Origin of the sequence: Streptomyces sp. NPDC051582, from assembly GCF_040681715.1 — a bacterium.
GTDB lineage: Bacteria > Actinomycetota > Actinomycetes > Streptomycetales > Streptomycetaceae > Streptomyces.
This window is the reverse complement of the sequence record NZ_JBFAZJ010000041.1, coordinates 39,050-52,893: the sequence shown is the minus strand read 5'-3', so window position 1 is coordinate 52,893 and position 13,844 is coordinate 39,050. Positions and strand designations below refer to the sequence as shown.

At 72.0% G+C, this 13,844-nt stretch carries 13 protein-coding genes, 1 pseudogene and 1 riboswitch; of the genes and pseudogenes, 5 read left to right on the top strand and 9 right to left on the bottom strand.

Translation table 11 applies throughout. From position 1 onward, the window contains the following. Window positions 1–156 precede the first annotated feature (156 nt). A complete protein-coding gene (locus AB0M92_RS35090; protein WP_366106403.1) occupies window positions 157–1,749 on the bottom strand; it encodes an RNA polymerase sigma factor in 1,593 nt (530 codons plus the stop codon). A 226-nt stretch (window positions 1,750–1,975) separates the two neighbouring features. Beyond that, window positions 1,976–2,251 (bottom strand): annotated as a pseudogene (locus tag AB0M92_RS35085) (SAM-dependent methyltransferase); the annotation flags it as partial. A gap of 79 nt (window positions 2,252–2,330) precedes the next feature. Continuing rightward, a riboswitch (ZMP/ZTP riboswitch) is annotated at window positions 2,331–2,428 on the top strand. Window positions 2,429–2,537: 109 nt separating this feature from the next. Here AB0M92_RS35085 and AB0M92_RS35080 point away from each other — a divergent pair. Next, the gene (locus tag AB0M92_RS35080) at window positions 2,538–3,383 is read left to right on the top strand and encodes a tetrahydrofolate dehydrogenase/cyclohydrolase catalytic domain-containing protein (RefSeq protein ID WP_366106406.1); all 846 of its coding nucleotides are present in this window, start codon (window positions 2,538–2,540) and stop codon (window positions 3,381–3,383) included. A 151-nt stretch (window positions 3,384–3,534) separates the two neighbouring features. Continuing rightward, the gene (locus AB0M92_RS35075; RefSeq protein ID WP_366106402.1) at window positions 3,535–4,824 is read left to right on the top strand and encodes an NADH:flavin oxidoreductase/NADH oxidase family protein; all 1,290 of its coding nucleotides are present in this window, start codon (window positions 3,535–3,537) and stop codon (window positions 4,822–4,824) included. A gap of 30 nt (window positions 4,825–4,854) precedes the next feature. Here AB0M92_RS35075 and AB0M92_RS35070 read toward each other — a convergent pair whose 3' ends face one another. From AB0M92_RS35070 to AB0M92_RS35055, 4 genes are all read right to left on the bottom strand, one after another. Continuing rightward, window positions 4,855–6,045: an MAB_1171c family putative transporter gene (locus tag AB0M92_RS35070; RefSeq protein WP_366106401.1), complete on the bottom strand. Its 1,191-nt coding sequence runs from the start codon at window positions 6,043–6,045 to the stop codon at window positions 4,855–4,857. Further along, window positions 6,042–7,484, bottom strand: coding sequence for an FAD-dependent monooxygenase (locus AB0M92_RS35065; RefSeq protein WP_366106400.1), 1,443 nt, complete (start codon window positions 7,482–7,484; stop codon window positions 6,042–6,044). Before AB0M92_RS35065 ends, AB0M92_RS35070 begins: the two co-directional genes overlap by 4 nt. Window positions 7,485–7,593: 109 nt before the next feature. After that, window positions 7,594–8,157, bottom strand: a complete 564-nt coding sequence (locus AB0M92_RS35060) for a toxin-antitoxin system, toxin component (protein ID WP_366106399.1) — start codon at window positions 8,155–8,157, stop codon at window positions 7,594–7,596. Further along, window positions 8,154–9,173 carry a hypothetical protein gene (locus AB0M92_RS35055; protein ID WP_366106398.1) on the bottom strand — a complete coding sequence of 340 codons (1,020 nt, stop codon included), beginning with the start codon at window positions 9,171–9,173 and terminating at the stop codon, window positions 8,154–8,156. Before AB0M92_RS35055 ends, AB0M92_RS35060 begins: the two co-directional genes overlap by 4 nt. A 208-nt stretch (window positions 9,174–9,381) precedes the next feature. Between AB0M92_RS35055 and AB0M92_RS35050 the strand changes: the two genes are divergently transcribed. Further along, complete coding sequence (locus AB0M92_RS35050; RefSeq protein ID WP_366106397.1) at window positions 9,382–10,041, top strand: histone deacetylase; 660 nt, start codon at window positions 9,382–9,384, stop codon at window positions 10,039–10,041. A gap of 328 nt (window positions 10,042–10,369) precedes the next feature. Beyond that, complete coding sequence (locus AB0M92_RS35045; RefSeq protein WP_366106396.1) at window positions 10,370–11,020, top strand: DUF4145 domain-containing protein; 651 nt, start codon at window positions 10,370–10,372, stop codon at window positions 11,018–11,020. A 101-nt stretch (window positions 11,021–11,121) separates the two neighbouring features. Here the strand turns inward: AB0M92_RS35045 and AB0M92_RS35040 are convergent, their stop codons facing one another. Continuing rightward, entirely contained in the window at window positions 11,122–11,931 is an 810-nt protein-coding gene (locus AB0M92_RS35040; protein WP_366106395.1) for a helix-turn-helix transcriptional regulator, read from the bottom strand. A gap of 231 nt (window positions 11,932–12,162) precedes the next feature. On the opposite strand from AB0M92_RS35040, the gene AB0M92_RS35035 reads away from it, so the two are divergent. Then, window positions 12,163–12,468: a 4a-hydroxytetrahydrobiopterin dehydratase gene (locus AB0M92_RS35035; RefSeq protein WP_366106394.1), complete on the top strand. Its 306-nt coding sequence runs from the start codon at window positions 12,163–12,165 to the stop codon at window positions 12,466–12,468. Between the two features lie 6 nt (window positions 12,469–12,474). Here AB0M92_RS35035 and AB0M92_RS35030 read toward each other — a convergent pair whose 3' ends face one another. Then, window positions 12,475–12,906 (bottom strand): RICIN domain-containing protein, encoded by a 432-nt coding sequence (locus tag AB0M92_RS35030; RefSeq protein ID WP_366106393.1) that lies wholly within the window; start codon window positions 12,904–12,906, stop codon window positions 12,475–12,477. Window positions 12,907–12,913: 7 nt separating this feature from the next. Next, a complete protein-coding gene (locus tag AB0M92_RS35025; RefSeq protein ID WP_366106392.1) occupies window positions 12,914–13,762 on the bottom strand; it encodes an aldo/keto reductase in 849 nt (282 codons plus the stop codon). Between the last annotated feature and the right edge of the window lie 82 nt (window positions 13,763–13,844).

The window sequence follows — 13,844 nt, the reverse complement described above, 5'->3', positions numbered from 1 at the left end:
CTTGACCGTCAGGCTGCGGCGGGAGCGGACCCGGCCGTCGCCCGCGCACTCGGGGCACGGGGTCGGGACCACGGTGCCGAAGCCCTGGCACTGGGACACCACGCACTCCGCGACGAGCCGCCGTACACCGGGGGCCGACGGCCCCCGGCGTACGGTTTAGTCGAGGTAGTCGCGCAGCACCTGCGAACGCGACGGGTGGCGCAGCTTCGACATGGTCTTGGACTCGATCTGACGGATGCGCTCACGGGTGACCCCGTACACGCGGCCGATCTCGTCCAGGGTCTTCGGCTGGCCGTCGTTCAGGCCGTAACGCATCGAGACGACGCCCGCCTCGCGCTCCGAGAGCGTCCCCAGGATCGACTGGAGCTGCTCCTGGAGGAAGGTGAACGACACCGCGTCGGCCGGCACGACCGCCTCGGAGTCCTCGATGAGGTCACCGAACTCGCTGTCGCCCTCCTCACCCAGCGGGGTGTGCAGGGAGATCGGCTCGCGGCCGTACTTCTGGACCTCGATGACCTTCTCGGGGGTCATGTCGAGTTCCTTGCCCAGCTCCTCCGGAGTGGGCTCCCGGCCGAGGTCCTGGAGCATCTGGCGCTGGACGCGCGCCAGCTTGTTGATGATCTCGACCATGTGGACGGGGATGCGGATCGTGCGCGACTGGTCGGCCATGGCACGCGTGATCGCCTGCCGGATCCACCAGGTCGCGTACGTGGAGAACTTGAAGCCCTTGGTGTAGTCGAACTTCTCCACGGCGCGGATCAGACCGACGTTGCCCTCCTGGATCAGGTCCAGGAAGAGCATGCCGCGGCCGGTGTAGCGCTTGGCCAGCGAGACCACGAGGCGGAGGTTGGCCTCCAGCAGGTGGTTCTTGGCACGACGGCCGTCCTCGACGAGGATCTCCAGCTCGCGCTTGAACGCGGGCTTGTGGTCCTCCTCCTCTTCGAGCTTGTACTCGGAGAAGAGACCCGCCTCGATCCGCTTGGCGAGCTCGACCTCCTGCTCGGCGTTGAGGAGCGGCACCTTGCCGATCAGCTTCAGGTAGTCCTTGACGGGGTCGGCGGTGGCGCCGGCCACCATGACCGTCTGCGCCGGGGCGTCGTCCTCGTCGTCGTCGGACAGGACGAAGCCCTGGGTGCCGCCGGGCTTGGGGGCCTCTTCCTCGACGTCGTCGACGAGGTCCTCGGCGGCCCAGTCCTCACCCTCGGCGGCCGGGGTCTCGCCTTCGTCGGCGTCCTTGGCGCTGGTCTTCTTGGCCGCGGCGGCGGTCTTCTTCACCGCGGTCTTCTTCGCGGCGGTCTTCTTGACCGTCCGCTTCTTCGGCTCGGCGACGGCGTCGGCCGTCACCTCGTCCTCGGTGGCCGCGGCCGGCGAAGCGGATATCGCCGCCGCGGTGGCGGGGGCCGCGCTGGTGGCCGAGGTCTTGCGCGCACCGATGGGGCGCGGCGCGGCGGCCGCCTTCTTGGTCACGGTGCGGGCAGGCGCGGCGGCCGCCTTGCGGGGCTTCTTCGCGGCAGCCTTCGTGGCGGGGGCGGCGCTGACGTGCAGCGCGACACCCTCCTCGTCCAGGACCTGGTTCAGGCTGCGCAGGACCCGCTTCCACTGGTCCACCGGGATGCGGCCGGCCTCGAAGGCCTGGCGCACGTCGTCACCGTTGATGTGACCCTGCTCGCGGCCGCGCTCGACGAGCGCGACGAGGGCCTCCGATTCGGCGATCTCCGGAGGGAACGTACGGGACGGGCTGAGCGACACAAGGAGCCTCTCGTTGCGAACAGATAGGGAGTGGGCGGGACATCTTCGCGCGGACTCGGGAAACAGACCCGAGGGGGGTCTGTATTCCGGGGCCGCGCGAGGACACCTGTCGGTTCATCGCATGCCCGAGTCGATTCGTTACGCGCTGAATTGAGTGACCTGCGCCACGCTGTGGGCGCGCAACCATTCGGCCGTGGATCCGTCCGCGCCCGCGCCCCCTTCTCCGTCAGCCCGTTTTGCGGGCCTCGGTGAGGAAACGGGCGGTGTGCGCCACGAACGGGCCGTCACGTTCGATCTGTTCGTGGAGCTCGCGCAACCGGTCCCGGTACTGCCCGACCGTGAAGCCGGGCACCATCCAGATCACCTTCCGGAGAAAGTAGATCACGGCTCCGACGTCGTGGAACTCCGTACGCAGTCTTTCGGAGCGCAGATCCACCACTTCGAGTCCCGCCCTGCCCGCGCCCGTGACGGCGTCGTCGGGGTGGCGGCTGCGCCGGACCTCCCGCGACCGGTTTGACCTGATCCCGCGGATCGGGGGCCGCCGCGCACCACCGCACATCCGAGCGGGGTCCATTAGAGTGGAGGCGGGCCGTGACTGGCGTTCGGGTGGATCACCACCGGGGAGCGGCCCGGCGTATGTCCGTACGTACGTCTCCTGCCGCGCGCCTGGGCGAACCGCGAACCCCGCGACACGCGAATCCGCGCACCGCGATCCGCAGCGACGCCCAGGAGCCCCGTTGACGACTGCCCAGACCGCCACCGCCACCGCCGTCGGCCCCGCCCGGCTGATGGACGGCACCGCCCTCGCCCGCCGCGTCTCGGAGCGGACCGCCGTTCTCGCGGCGAAGATCACCGAGCGCACCGGCACCGCCCCCTGCCTCGCGACCGTGCTGGTCGGCGAGGACCCGGCGTCCGTGACGTACGTGAAGATGAAGCAGAACCGCTGTGCCAAGGCCGGGATCACCTCCCGCCACGTGGAGCTGCCGGCGTCGACGACGACGCAGGAGCTCGTCGCCGCCCTCACCGCCCTGTCCGAGGACCCGCAGATCAGCGGCATCCTGCTCCAGCACCCGGTCCCGCACCACATCGACGAGCGCGCCGCCTTCGAGGCCATCGCCCCGGGCAAGGACGTCGACGGCGTCACCATGCACTCCTTCGCCGCCATGGGCTTCGGGCTGCCGGGCTTCGTGTCCTGCACCCCCGGCGGCATCATGCGGCTGCTCGCCGAGTACGACGTGGACCTGACCGGCAAGCACGCCGTGGTCGTCGGCCGCAGCGCGATCCTGGGCAAGCCGGCCGGCATGCTGCTGCTGGAGCAGAACGCCACCGTCACCTACTGCCACTCCCGCACCGTGGACCTCCCCTCGATCGTGCGCCAGGCCGACGTGCTGGTCGCCGCCGTGGGCAAGGCCGAGTTCATCCGCGGCGAGGACATCAAGCCCGGCGCCGTCGTCCTGGACGCCGGTTACAACGAGGGCAACGTCGGCGACGTCCACTTCGAGTCGGCCGCCGCCCGCGCCTCGCTGATCACCCCGGTCCCGGGCGGCGTCGGCCCGATGACCATCGCCGTCCTGCTGGAGCAGACCGTGCAGGCGGCCGCCGCACAGGCCGGTCTGGAGCTCGCGGACCTCTGACCGCCGCCCGCGGGGACGCCCCGTACGGATGCGCCCCGGGCCCTCTGCCCGGGGCGCATCCGCGTTCCGGGGGTGTCCGGATTCTTCCGTACGGAGCCTGACGGGCGCCGGGGAGCGGGCGGTATCTTTGCGCCGGGGCGCGGGATGACACGTGCAACACGTTTCCTGGGGGGAACTGCTGATGGACCTGTTCACGCCACTGGAGCTGCCGGGCGGCGCCACCTTGCCCAACCGCCTGGCGAAGGCGGCCATGGAGGAGAGCCTCGCCGGGGCGGGCCAGCTGCCCGACGAGCGCATCGAGCTCCTCTACCGCCGCTGGGCGCGGGGCGGCGCCGGCCTCCTGATCACCGGGAACGTGATGGTCGACCGGCGGGCGCTGACCGCCCCGGGCACCATCGTCCTCGATGCCCACTCCCCGCTCGACCCCTTCCGCCGCTGGGCCGAGGCGGCCTCCGGTGGCGGCGGCCGGGTCTGGATGCAGATCAACCACCCCGGCCGGCAGGTCGGCTCCGAGATGCCCGGCACGGCCTGGGCGCCGTCCGACATCGGGGTGAGCCTCGGCAAGCACACCAAGCGCTTCGCCCGCCCCACCGCGATGACCGAGGCCGACATCGAGGCCACCGTCGCCCGGTTCGCGGTCACCGCCCGGCGGGCCGAGGAGGCGGGCTTCGACGGGGTGCAGATCCACGCCGCCCACGGCTATCTGATCAGCCAGTTCCTCTCCCCGCTGGTCAACCGGCGCACCGACCGCTGGGGCGGCAGCCCGGAGAACCGGGTCCGGCTGCTGACCGAGGTCGTCCGGTCCGTCCGCGCGCAGGTCGGCCCCGGCTTCGCCGTCGGCGTCAAGCTCAACACCGCCGACTTCCAGCGCGGCGGCTTCGACACGGAGGACGCCGCGCAGGTCCTCGCCGCCCTCGACGGCCTCGGCGTCGACCTGGTCGAACTGTCCGGCGGCAGCGTCGAGAGTCCCGCCACCCTGGGCCGCACCGCCGACCTGCGGACCCTCGAACGGGAGGCGTACTTCCTCTCCTTCGCCGAGGGGTTCCTGGACGCGGCCACGATGCCGCTGATGCTGACCGGCGGGATAGCCCGCCAGGAGACCGCGCGCAAGGTCCTGGCGCGCGGGGTCTCCGTCGTCGGGCTCGCCTCCGCGCTGGCGTTCCGCCCCGACCTGCCGGCCCGCTGGCGCGCCGGGGAGGACGTACGGGTGACCGTGGAGCGGCTGGGGTGGAAGGACCGGGACCTGGCCGGGGCGGGGCTGCTGGCCTTCGTACGGTTCCAGCTGCACCGGCTGGCCCGCGGCCTGGAACCGCGCCCGAAGGCCTCCCCGCGGGCCGCGTTCGCCCTCGACCAGCTCCAGCACTGGCGCCGGGTGCGGGCGTACGGGGCCTGGCTCGCCCGCAATCCCGAGCCCGAGGACGTCCACGCCCTCGTGGGCTGAGACCGGCCGCCGGCGCCCCGGCCGGGCCGTTCAGAGCGGGGCCGGCTCCCTTCGTACGGCCGCCACGATCGGGGAGGTGCGGAACTCCCGGGCCAGCGCGGCCAGCGGCCGGGAATCCAGCCGGTACGGCTCGGACAGGCCCTGGTCGGCCGCGGCCGCGCGGTCGGCGGCCTCGGCGGCGACGGCCGCCTCCCGGCGCCGGCAGGCAGCGGCGAGCATGGCCGCGTCCGCCACGAGCGAAGCCCTCGCGGGGCACAGGCCCTGGCCGAGGGCGGTCTCGTACGCCGCTTCCCGTACGGCCGGATCGAACCAGCGGGCCAGCGCCAGGATCCCGTCGTCGATCACCGATTCGCGGTGGATCAGCCGGATCCCGATCGGCGACCACCAGGTCAGCGGCACCGTCGTCACGCTCGACGCGGCGAAGCCGTGCAGCGCCTTCCACAGCGGGTGCAGTCGCCGGTACCGGCTGAAGTCCCGCCAGGCCGCCGAGCCGCCGACCAGCGGGACGATGAACCCCGAGCCCACCATCAGGGCCGCGGCGGAGGCGAACGGCGGGGCCACGTAGGTGGAGAGCCCGTCCCAGTCGCGGCCCGCCCAGCGGGCTCCCACCGCGGCCCACTTCGCCACCAGGTAGCCCAGGTCCAGCGCCCCGCCGAGCACGATCAGGGCCAGCCCGGTGCGCAGCGGGCGCAGCGAGGGGCGTACGCGCAGCAGCCACTTCCAGCACAGCAGGGTCAGGGTCGAACTGCCGACGGTGTGCGCGAGCAGGTAGCAGACGATCATCTCGCGCAACCAGGGCGTGTTGGCGTAGTACGTGTCCAGGTCGCGCAGGCGCTCCACGGGCGCGTCACCGATCGCGAACAGGAGGACGATGAGGAGGGTGACGGCGCCGAACACGGCCACCGTCAGCCGGGTCGCCCGCCGTACCACGGCCGGCGGGCCGCCGCCCCACTGCAGGACCAGGACGATGCACGAGCCCGAGAAGGCGGTCAGCACGCTGTACACCAGGGGTGCCGAGAAGTTGACGATCCCGGTGAGCCGGTTGACCGTGGAGATCGTCGGCGGGGCCGCCAGGAACATGACCATGCAGCCGACGACGAGCAGGGTGCACACCGCCCGCATGAGCGGCTGGTCCCAGCCCCGGCGCAGGGTCGGCGCCTTGATCAGCAGCGCCAGGATCATCACCGACCCGGGAACGTAGAGGATGAGACCGTCGTTCATCGCGCCTGACCGACGGGACCCACGGGATCGACCGGTCCGGACCCCTGGTCGAGCCCCGCGACGGAGCGCTCGGCCGCCGTCAGCGGCGGCGCCTTGAGCGCACCCCGGTCCGAGGCGCGCAGCACGTGCCAGACCACCGAGGGGCGCAGCCAGTACGCGGGCGTCCTGCTCATGGTGATGACCTGGAGGAACGCGGCGGTCAGCGCCTCCCGCGTGGTGGCCCCGGTCATCAGCCGGCTGACGTACGAGTTGAGCAGCCCCGTACCGGCGCGCGGCTTCATGCCCGTGGCTCCCGGGTACAGGATGTCCTGCGAGGTGGCGAGTGCCCAGGCGGTGGACACCTGGGGGACGAGCGCGCGCTGCGCCTCGCGGCCGAAGGAGGGGTGGGCGAGGCCCTGGGCGCGCAGCAGGGCCCGTACGGCCAGCAGCCCCTGCGCGGCGACGGTCATCCCCTGCCCGTACAGCGGGTTGAAGGTGGCGACGGAGTCGCCGACGGCGAAGAATCCGTCGGGCAGGTCCGCCTTCTCGAAGTAGACCCGGCGGTTGGCGGTGCCCTGGGTGACGGCTATGTCGGTCAGGGGCTTCCTGCCGGCGAGGAGCTCGCCGACGATCGGGTCGCGCAGCCCCTTGGCGAACGGGATGAACTGCTCGGGGTCGCCGGTGGGCTGGCCGCCGCGGGTGCCGGACAGGGTGGCCTGCCACTGGCCGTTCTCGATGGGGACGATCGTCGCGGTCTGGCCGGGTACGTACACCCGTGGATCGGACTGCACGTTGACGATCGGGAAGCCCATCTCGTGGGCCCCGGCCGGGGCTTCGAAGATCCGTGTCGCGTACACCAGGCCGGAGTCGACCTGGGCCTGTCTGATCCCGCCGACCCCCAGCTGCTGGAGCCAGGAACGGGCCCGCGAGCCGCGCCCGCTCGCGTCGACCACGAGGTCGGCGGTCACCAGCCGGTTCTGTTCCCGCGGGGTGTCGACGCGGACGCCGGTGACGCGGGCCGCCGTCCCCTCCAGGGCCCGTACGCGGCTCTGCTGGAGCGTGCTGACGCCGGGCAGACCGGTGACCCGGGCGCGGACCACGGCGTCGAGGAGGTCGCGGCTGCAGGAGATGTTGAACTGCTTCTCCCCGCAGCGCGGGATCCAGCCCTGGGCCGTCATGGTGACCAGGTCGGTGGGCAGGCTGCGGCGGATCGCCCCCGCGGCCGTCCACGCGCCGGTGATGCCCGGCAGGATCATCTCGATGGCGCGCGCCCCTCCCGACCACATGACGTGGACGTGCCGGGCCTGCGGGAGTCCGCGCCGCGGCGCCGGGCTGTCGGGCAGGGTGTCGGCGTCGATGATCGTGACCGTCGCGTGTTCGGCGAGCACGGCCGCCGCGAGCAGGCCGGCCATGCTGCCGCCGATGACGACGGCGTGGCGGGGCGGGGAGGACTGGGTCATCGTGGTGCTCTCTGTCGGGGCCGTGCGGGGCAGCGGCGCGCGTGAGGTGCGTCGGGAGGGGGTGGCGCCGGTCACCGGGGCGTCATCGGTACGCCGCGGGGGCGTGCACTCAACGGCCCCAGCCGAGCGAGGACTTGATGCGCTCGATCGCCTCGGGGAACCGCTCCTCGCGGGGCCCCGGGAGGTACGCCTTCAGGACTTGGCCGAGGTACAGGCCGAAGGTCTCGGCCCGGATCTCCGCCGGATCCTCCCGGTCGGCGCGAGCGGCCGCCTGCCGGACCACGCTGCCCAGTCCGGTCTCCGAGTGCAGCAGCTCCGCGAGGTCGCCCCGGGCTCCCGTGAGCCGGGCCGCCACGGCCATGCCCGGGCCGTGACTGTCGCAGGTGCCCTCCTCCAGGTGCCATAACTCGTGGCAGGCGATCACGAGCTGGTGCTCGGGGCGGGTGCGTTCCTCGATGACGAGCAGGTCGCGCTCCTCCATCTCCAGCCAGAGTCCGCTGGCCGTGTCGGGCGGGAACTTGGCGAACCGGAACTCCACCGGCCGCCCGCCGCGCCGGCGGCCGTACGCGGCGCACAGGCTCCCGATGATCTCGGCGGAATCGGCCGGCTGCGCAAGGCGCGCCTCCGTCAGCAGATCCCCCCCGAGTTTCCGCATGGTGCGTGTGGTCCTCATGGCGCTCCCCCCTCGGCAGCCTTCCGGTCGTCCGGCACCGCCACGCGGCCCGTGCTCTCGCGTGTCAGCTGTCCCTCGCGGGCCAGCAGGTCGTCCAGGTGGTCGGCCAGGGACTTCCAGCCCGCCGGGGAGAGCCGCCCGGCCCGCGTGACGATGCTCCGTACATCGTGCGCCCGCAGGACGGCCAGCATCGGGTTTTCCGTGCGGCGTTCGGCGGATTCCAGCTCCTGCTCGATCCCGGCGAGGGCGGTGGCGAGCGCCTCGGTGTCGTCGGCCAGCAGGAAGCCGCCGTCGACCCCGTAGAAGCGCTGGATCCCGGCGGCCGCCGCGAGGTTGGGCAGCCCGCCGCCGCGTGTGAGGCGGGTCAGGGACTGGCCCGAGGCGTAGAAGGAACGGGCGATGGCGGCCAGGGAGTGGACCTGGCCGTCCGCGCGCAGCCGGGTGCGCCGCAGGTGCTCGAAGCGCTGGTGGACCTGCTCCTTCAGCGGGAGCCGGGGCGGAGCGCCGTCGAGGGTGAGCCGGATGTCGCGCGGGTCCATGCCCGTGAGGTACGAGAGGTGCCCGAGGTCCGCCGGAGCGCCGGGGCCGACGGCGGCGAGGGCGTGTGCCACGGCGCTCTGGCTGTCGGCGAGGAGAAAGCCGGCGTAGACCCCGAAGAACCGCTGCACGCCGGCCGCGTGGCCGAGCCGGGGCAGTCCGGTGCCCGCGTTGAGCGGTCCGAGGGAGGCGCCGGGCGCCTGGAAGTCCTCGGCTATGGCGGCCAGCGGCCACTCCCGGCCGTGCTTGTCTCGGCGGGTGGCCCGCAGCCGCAGGAAGCGCCGGTGGACCCGTAGGCACAGCGGTACTTCGGGCGCGGTTCCGGCCACGACCTGCGGGACGAGCGCCGGTTCGACCCCGCACAGGCGGCTCAGCCGCTCCGGGCACAGGACGGCGGCCGGGTCCCGGCCGCTCCGCTCGGCCAATGCCGCGACGCGGGCCCAGGCGGAGCCCAGGTCGGATCGGTCGACGGCTGGCACCGTGAGGTTCTCCGTATGTCGAGAGGACGTTCGAGAGCTTCGGCTGCCAGAAGCGTAGCCGTCCGCCCCGCACCGAGACAGGAGAATCCCAACGTTTCTTGCGGTGTGGGTCAAAGAAGGTTGGCACCCCCGGTCGCCGTGCGTGCCATACGGTGTTGCGTGCCGGCGCACCGATGGCGACCCCGCAACCTCCCCCGAGGGAACGCGTATGACCGTGCACACCGCGACGCCGCTGGGCGGAGCGCTCCCCGCGCCGGAGCGGGTCTGGTACGCCTCGTACGGGTCCAACATGCACATGGACCGCCTGGCCGCGTACCTCGCGGGAGGCACTCCCGCCGGGGCAGCGCGGACGTACCCGGGCTGCCGGGACCGGCGGGCGCCGGAGCGGTCCGTCGCGGTGGAGTTGGCCGGTCGCCTCTACTTCGCGACCGAGTCGCCCGTGTGGACGGGAGGGCGCGGGTTCTACGATCCGACCGCCCCGGGCCGCATGCGTGGCCGGGCGCACCTGGTCACCGTCGGCCAGATGTCCGACATCGCCGCCCAGGAGATGTACGCGGAACCCGGGCACGACCTCGATCTGACGACCGTCCTTCGGGAGGGCCGCCACGCGGTGGGCCCGGGACGGTACGAGACCCTGATCTGTCCCGGAGCGATCGAGGGCATCCCCGTCCTGACGTTCACGGCGCCGTGGACGCTCAGGGACGTGGCGGCCCGAACGCCATCCGCGGCGTACCTGCGGTACCTCGCCGGCGGACTCCTGGAAACGGGACCGTGGGAGGAGCAGGACATCGCGCACTACTTGGCCGCATGCCCGGGCGCCGCAGGCAACTGGACGGCCCATCAGGTCCTGCACCTGCTGACTACCTGACCACCTGACCACCTGACCACCGAAGTCAGCCCGGAACCCGGTACGGGGATGGCGGACTCGACTTGCGGTTGCGGGAGACGAGCTCCTGAATCGCCGCGTGGAGGACATCGTCAACCTGTACCACCACGGGATCATCCGTGGATCCTGGATCGATGGCGCTCGACATCTGCAGAGCTTGGCACGTGTCCTGCGGCACCTCCCGCTCGATCTTCGGCGCGATTTCGCGCCTGCGTCACGTCGTCGGCCCCTCGTAGTCTTGGAGCGCGTTGCGCGCTAATCTCCGGCCATGGCGAGCACGACATGTGGATGGTGCGGACGGTTGGCTCACATGCGACCTGTCAGCGCCCCTGAGGTGGTCCGTGATCAGAACAGCCGTCTCAACGTAGGGTTCGAGACCTATCAATGTGCGAACTGCCGTCGTCTGGTCCTCGCCTATGGATGGACTGACTTCCAGCCCACGAACGGTTGGGACCAGGCTCCCTCTGATCTGTGGGACCACCCGCAAGCGCGGGAGCCAAGATGGCTTCCTCCCGCGAAATCCAACAGGACCTTCCCAGATGTCCCCGCCGCCATCGAGTCGCTCGCGGTTGAGGCACACGATTGTCTGGCAATCAAGGCTGACCGGGCCGCCGTTGCACTCGCCCGTGCAGTGGTCGACGCGTCGGCGAAGGATAAGGGTGTTGCCAAGGGGAGTCTCATGGCCAAGATTGGTGAGCTTCACAGGCTGGGTCTACTGCGCGACCACATCAAAGAGGCGGCAGACGAAGTGCGCTTCGGTGGGAACGAGGCGGCTCATGGTGATCTCGATCCAGTGGATCACGAGGCGGCAGAAGAGATCTTGACGCTCATGGATGAGGTGCTGAACGAGCTGTTTCAGTCGCCGGCTCGCGTGGCGCGTGCCCGTCAGCGCCGCCTTGAGCGGTCCCAAGCGACACCCACCGCACCGAACGTCGCTGTGCCAGAAGGGTCGAATGACTGATCGTCCCACGACGTATGCGCGGTACTGCTCAAGACCCGACCCATCAGTGCGTTCGACTGCGGGGCCGGTGCGTTCGGTGGCCGGTGGTGGGGGCGTCCGGATCAGGGTGTCGCCGCTTGCAGGTACTTCGCCGTCGCCGCGTCGGCCGGGAGCAGCGTCTCGACGGCCAGTTCGGAGACGGTCACGTCCATCGGCGTGTTGAACGTGGCGATCGAGGACACGAAGGAGAGCAGGTGCCCGTCGTGCTCGATCAGCAGCGGCAGCGCGAGGCACGCGGAGCCCTCCCCGGGACCGGCACCGGGACCGGCCCCGGAGTCCTGCGGCCCGGCGTCCACCGGATACCCGGACACCTCCTCGTACAGCGCGCGCAGAGCCGCCGAGCGGGACAGCGCGAGCTGCCGCTCCATCTGGGCCAGCAGGTGCCCGCGCCACTCCACGAGGTTGCGGATCCGCGGGGCCAGGCCCTGCGGGTGCAGGGTGATCCGCATGGCGTTCAGCGGCGGGACCAGCAGGTGCTCGGGCAGCCCGTCGAGCAGCATCGAGATGCCGCGGTTGGCGGCGAGGACGTCGTACGCGGCGTCCACGATCAGCGCCGGATACGGCTCGTAGCCGGTCAGCAGCCGCTCCAGGCCCTCGCGCAGCGCCCCCATCGAGGGGTCGTCGAGCGGGGTCTGTGCGTAGTGCGGGGCGTAACCCGCCGCGAGCAGCAGCGTGTTGCGCTCGCGGACCGGCACGTCGAGGTGGTCCGCGAGCCGCAGGACCATCTCCTTGCTCGGCCGCGACCGGCCGGTCTCGATGAAGCTGATGTGCCGGGACGAGGAGTCGGCGCGGCCCGCCAGCGCCAGCTGGCTGATGCCGCGCCGCTCCCGCCAGGTGCGCAGCAGGGCTCCGACGGACGGGGTGGAGGTCATGCCCGCGACGATAGGGGGTGTCCGGCGGTTCAGCCCAGGTCGAAGGCGGTGCGCAGGCCGAGCCGGTGGCGCCGCAGGTCGCGCAGGAGCGCAGGGCCGCCGCGACGGACCCGGAAGGCGCGGAAGAACCCGCACGCACTATGGCGCGAAACCCTTCCAGGGGCCCGCGCTGTGGCAGCCTTGACCCCACGTCGGAAACGAGTCCGGACCGAACGGTGAAGGAGCATGCCGATGGCAGACGAGCCGCTTTCGCAGAAGGAGATCGAGGACCGGTTGCGGGAGCTCCCCGGCTGGGCCTTCGAGGACGACCGGATCATCCGCACCTACCGGCTGGGCAGCCACTTCGCGGCGAGCGCCCTCGTCGCCCACATCGCAGGCGTCCAGGACGAGTTGAACCACCACTCCGACCTGACCCTCGGCTACAACACGGTGCGGGTGTCCGTGAACACGCACAGCGCCGGCGACGCCGTCACCGGCGCCGACTTCGAGCTCGCCGAACGCGTCGAGGCCCTGGCCCCCTCCCACGGCGCGAGCTGACGGCGGTCAGCCGCCGGAGGCTTCGAGGCGCCACCACTGGGCGGGGGAGTCGGTGTCCTCGCACTGGCGGGCCCGGCCCTCATCGTCCGCCTCCAGCGGCAGGCCGCTGATGCAGGCGATGAGGGACACCACGCCGGGATCGTCGAGGTGTTCCTCGACGATCCACTCCTGCGCGCCGAACGCGTTGGCCCGCCAGACCTGGACCCGGGTGCCGCTCTCCGTCGACGCGTTCGCGACGTCCAGCCGCCTTTCGTTGTGGACGCAGACGATGTGGACGATCCCGCCGCCGCTGTGGACCGGCGAGATCCGCCACTGCCGGGCGGCCGGCGGCGCGGGCGGGCCGTCCGGGCCCACCCCCACCCGGGTACTGCCCTCCAGCTGGAGCAGCAGGCCGCTCGCGACGTTCCGGATCCGGTAGACCCCGTCGGGCAGGCTCATCCGCGGCTCAGGCGTCGAAGACGGCCGGGTCCGGCCCGATCCGCCCGGCCGACGCGCCCCGGCCCAGCGCGTCCAGCGCGGCGAGGTCGGCGGCGTCCAGCTCGAAACCGAACACGTCGAGGTTCTCGCGGATCCGCGACGGGGTCACCGACTTCGGGATCACGACGTTCCCCATCTGGAGGTGCCAGCGCAGCACCACCTGCGCGGGGGAGCGCCCGTGCCGGTCGGCGGCCTCGGTGACGGCCGGGAGCACCAGGAGCTCCTTGCCCTGGCCGAGCGGGGACCAGGCCTCGGTGGCGATCCCCAGCGTCGAGTGCACGGCGCGCAGCTCGGACTGCGGGAAGAGCGGGTGCAGCTCGATCTGGTTCACGGCCGGGACCAGCGGGCTCTCGGCGCCGAGCCGTTCCAGGTCGGCGGGGCGGAAGTTCGAGACGCCGACGGCGCGGGCGCGGCCGCTCTCCGCGATTTCCTCGAAGGTCTTCCAGATGGTGAGGAAGTCGTCGCGCATCGGGCGGGGCCAGTGGATCAGGTACAGGTCCAGGTGGTCCAGGCCCAGCTTGGCGAGGGAGGCGTCGAGCGCGCCCAGCACGTCCTCGCGGCGCCAGGTCCGGGAGCGGTCGTTCCACAGCTTGGTGGTGACGAAGAGCTCCTCGCGCGGAACCCCGGAGGCCGCGATCGCCTGGCCGGTGCCCTTCTCGTTGCGGTAGGCGGCCGCCGTGTCGATGCTCCGGTACCCCGCCTCCAGTGCCGTCCCGACGGCCTGCGCGGCCTCGGAGTCCGGGACCTGGAAGACGCCGTACCCGAGCTGGGGCATGAGCGTGCCGTTGTTGAGCCGGATGGCGGGGACTTCGTTCACGTCGGGTGCGGTTCCTTCGTCGGGGGCCTGGGTACGGGGCGGCAGCGGGGCAACAACGACGGAAACCGGCCGCCCCGGGCGA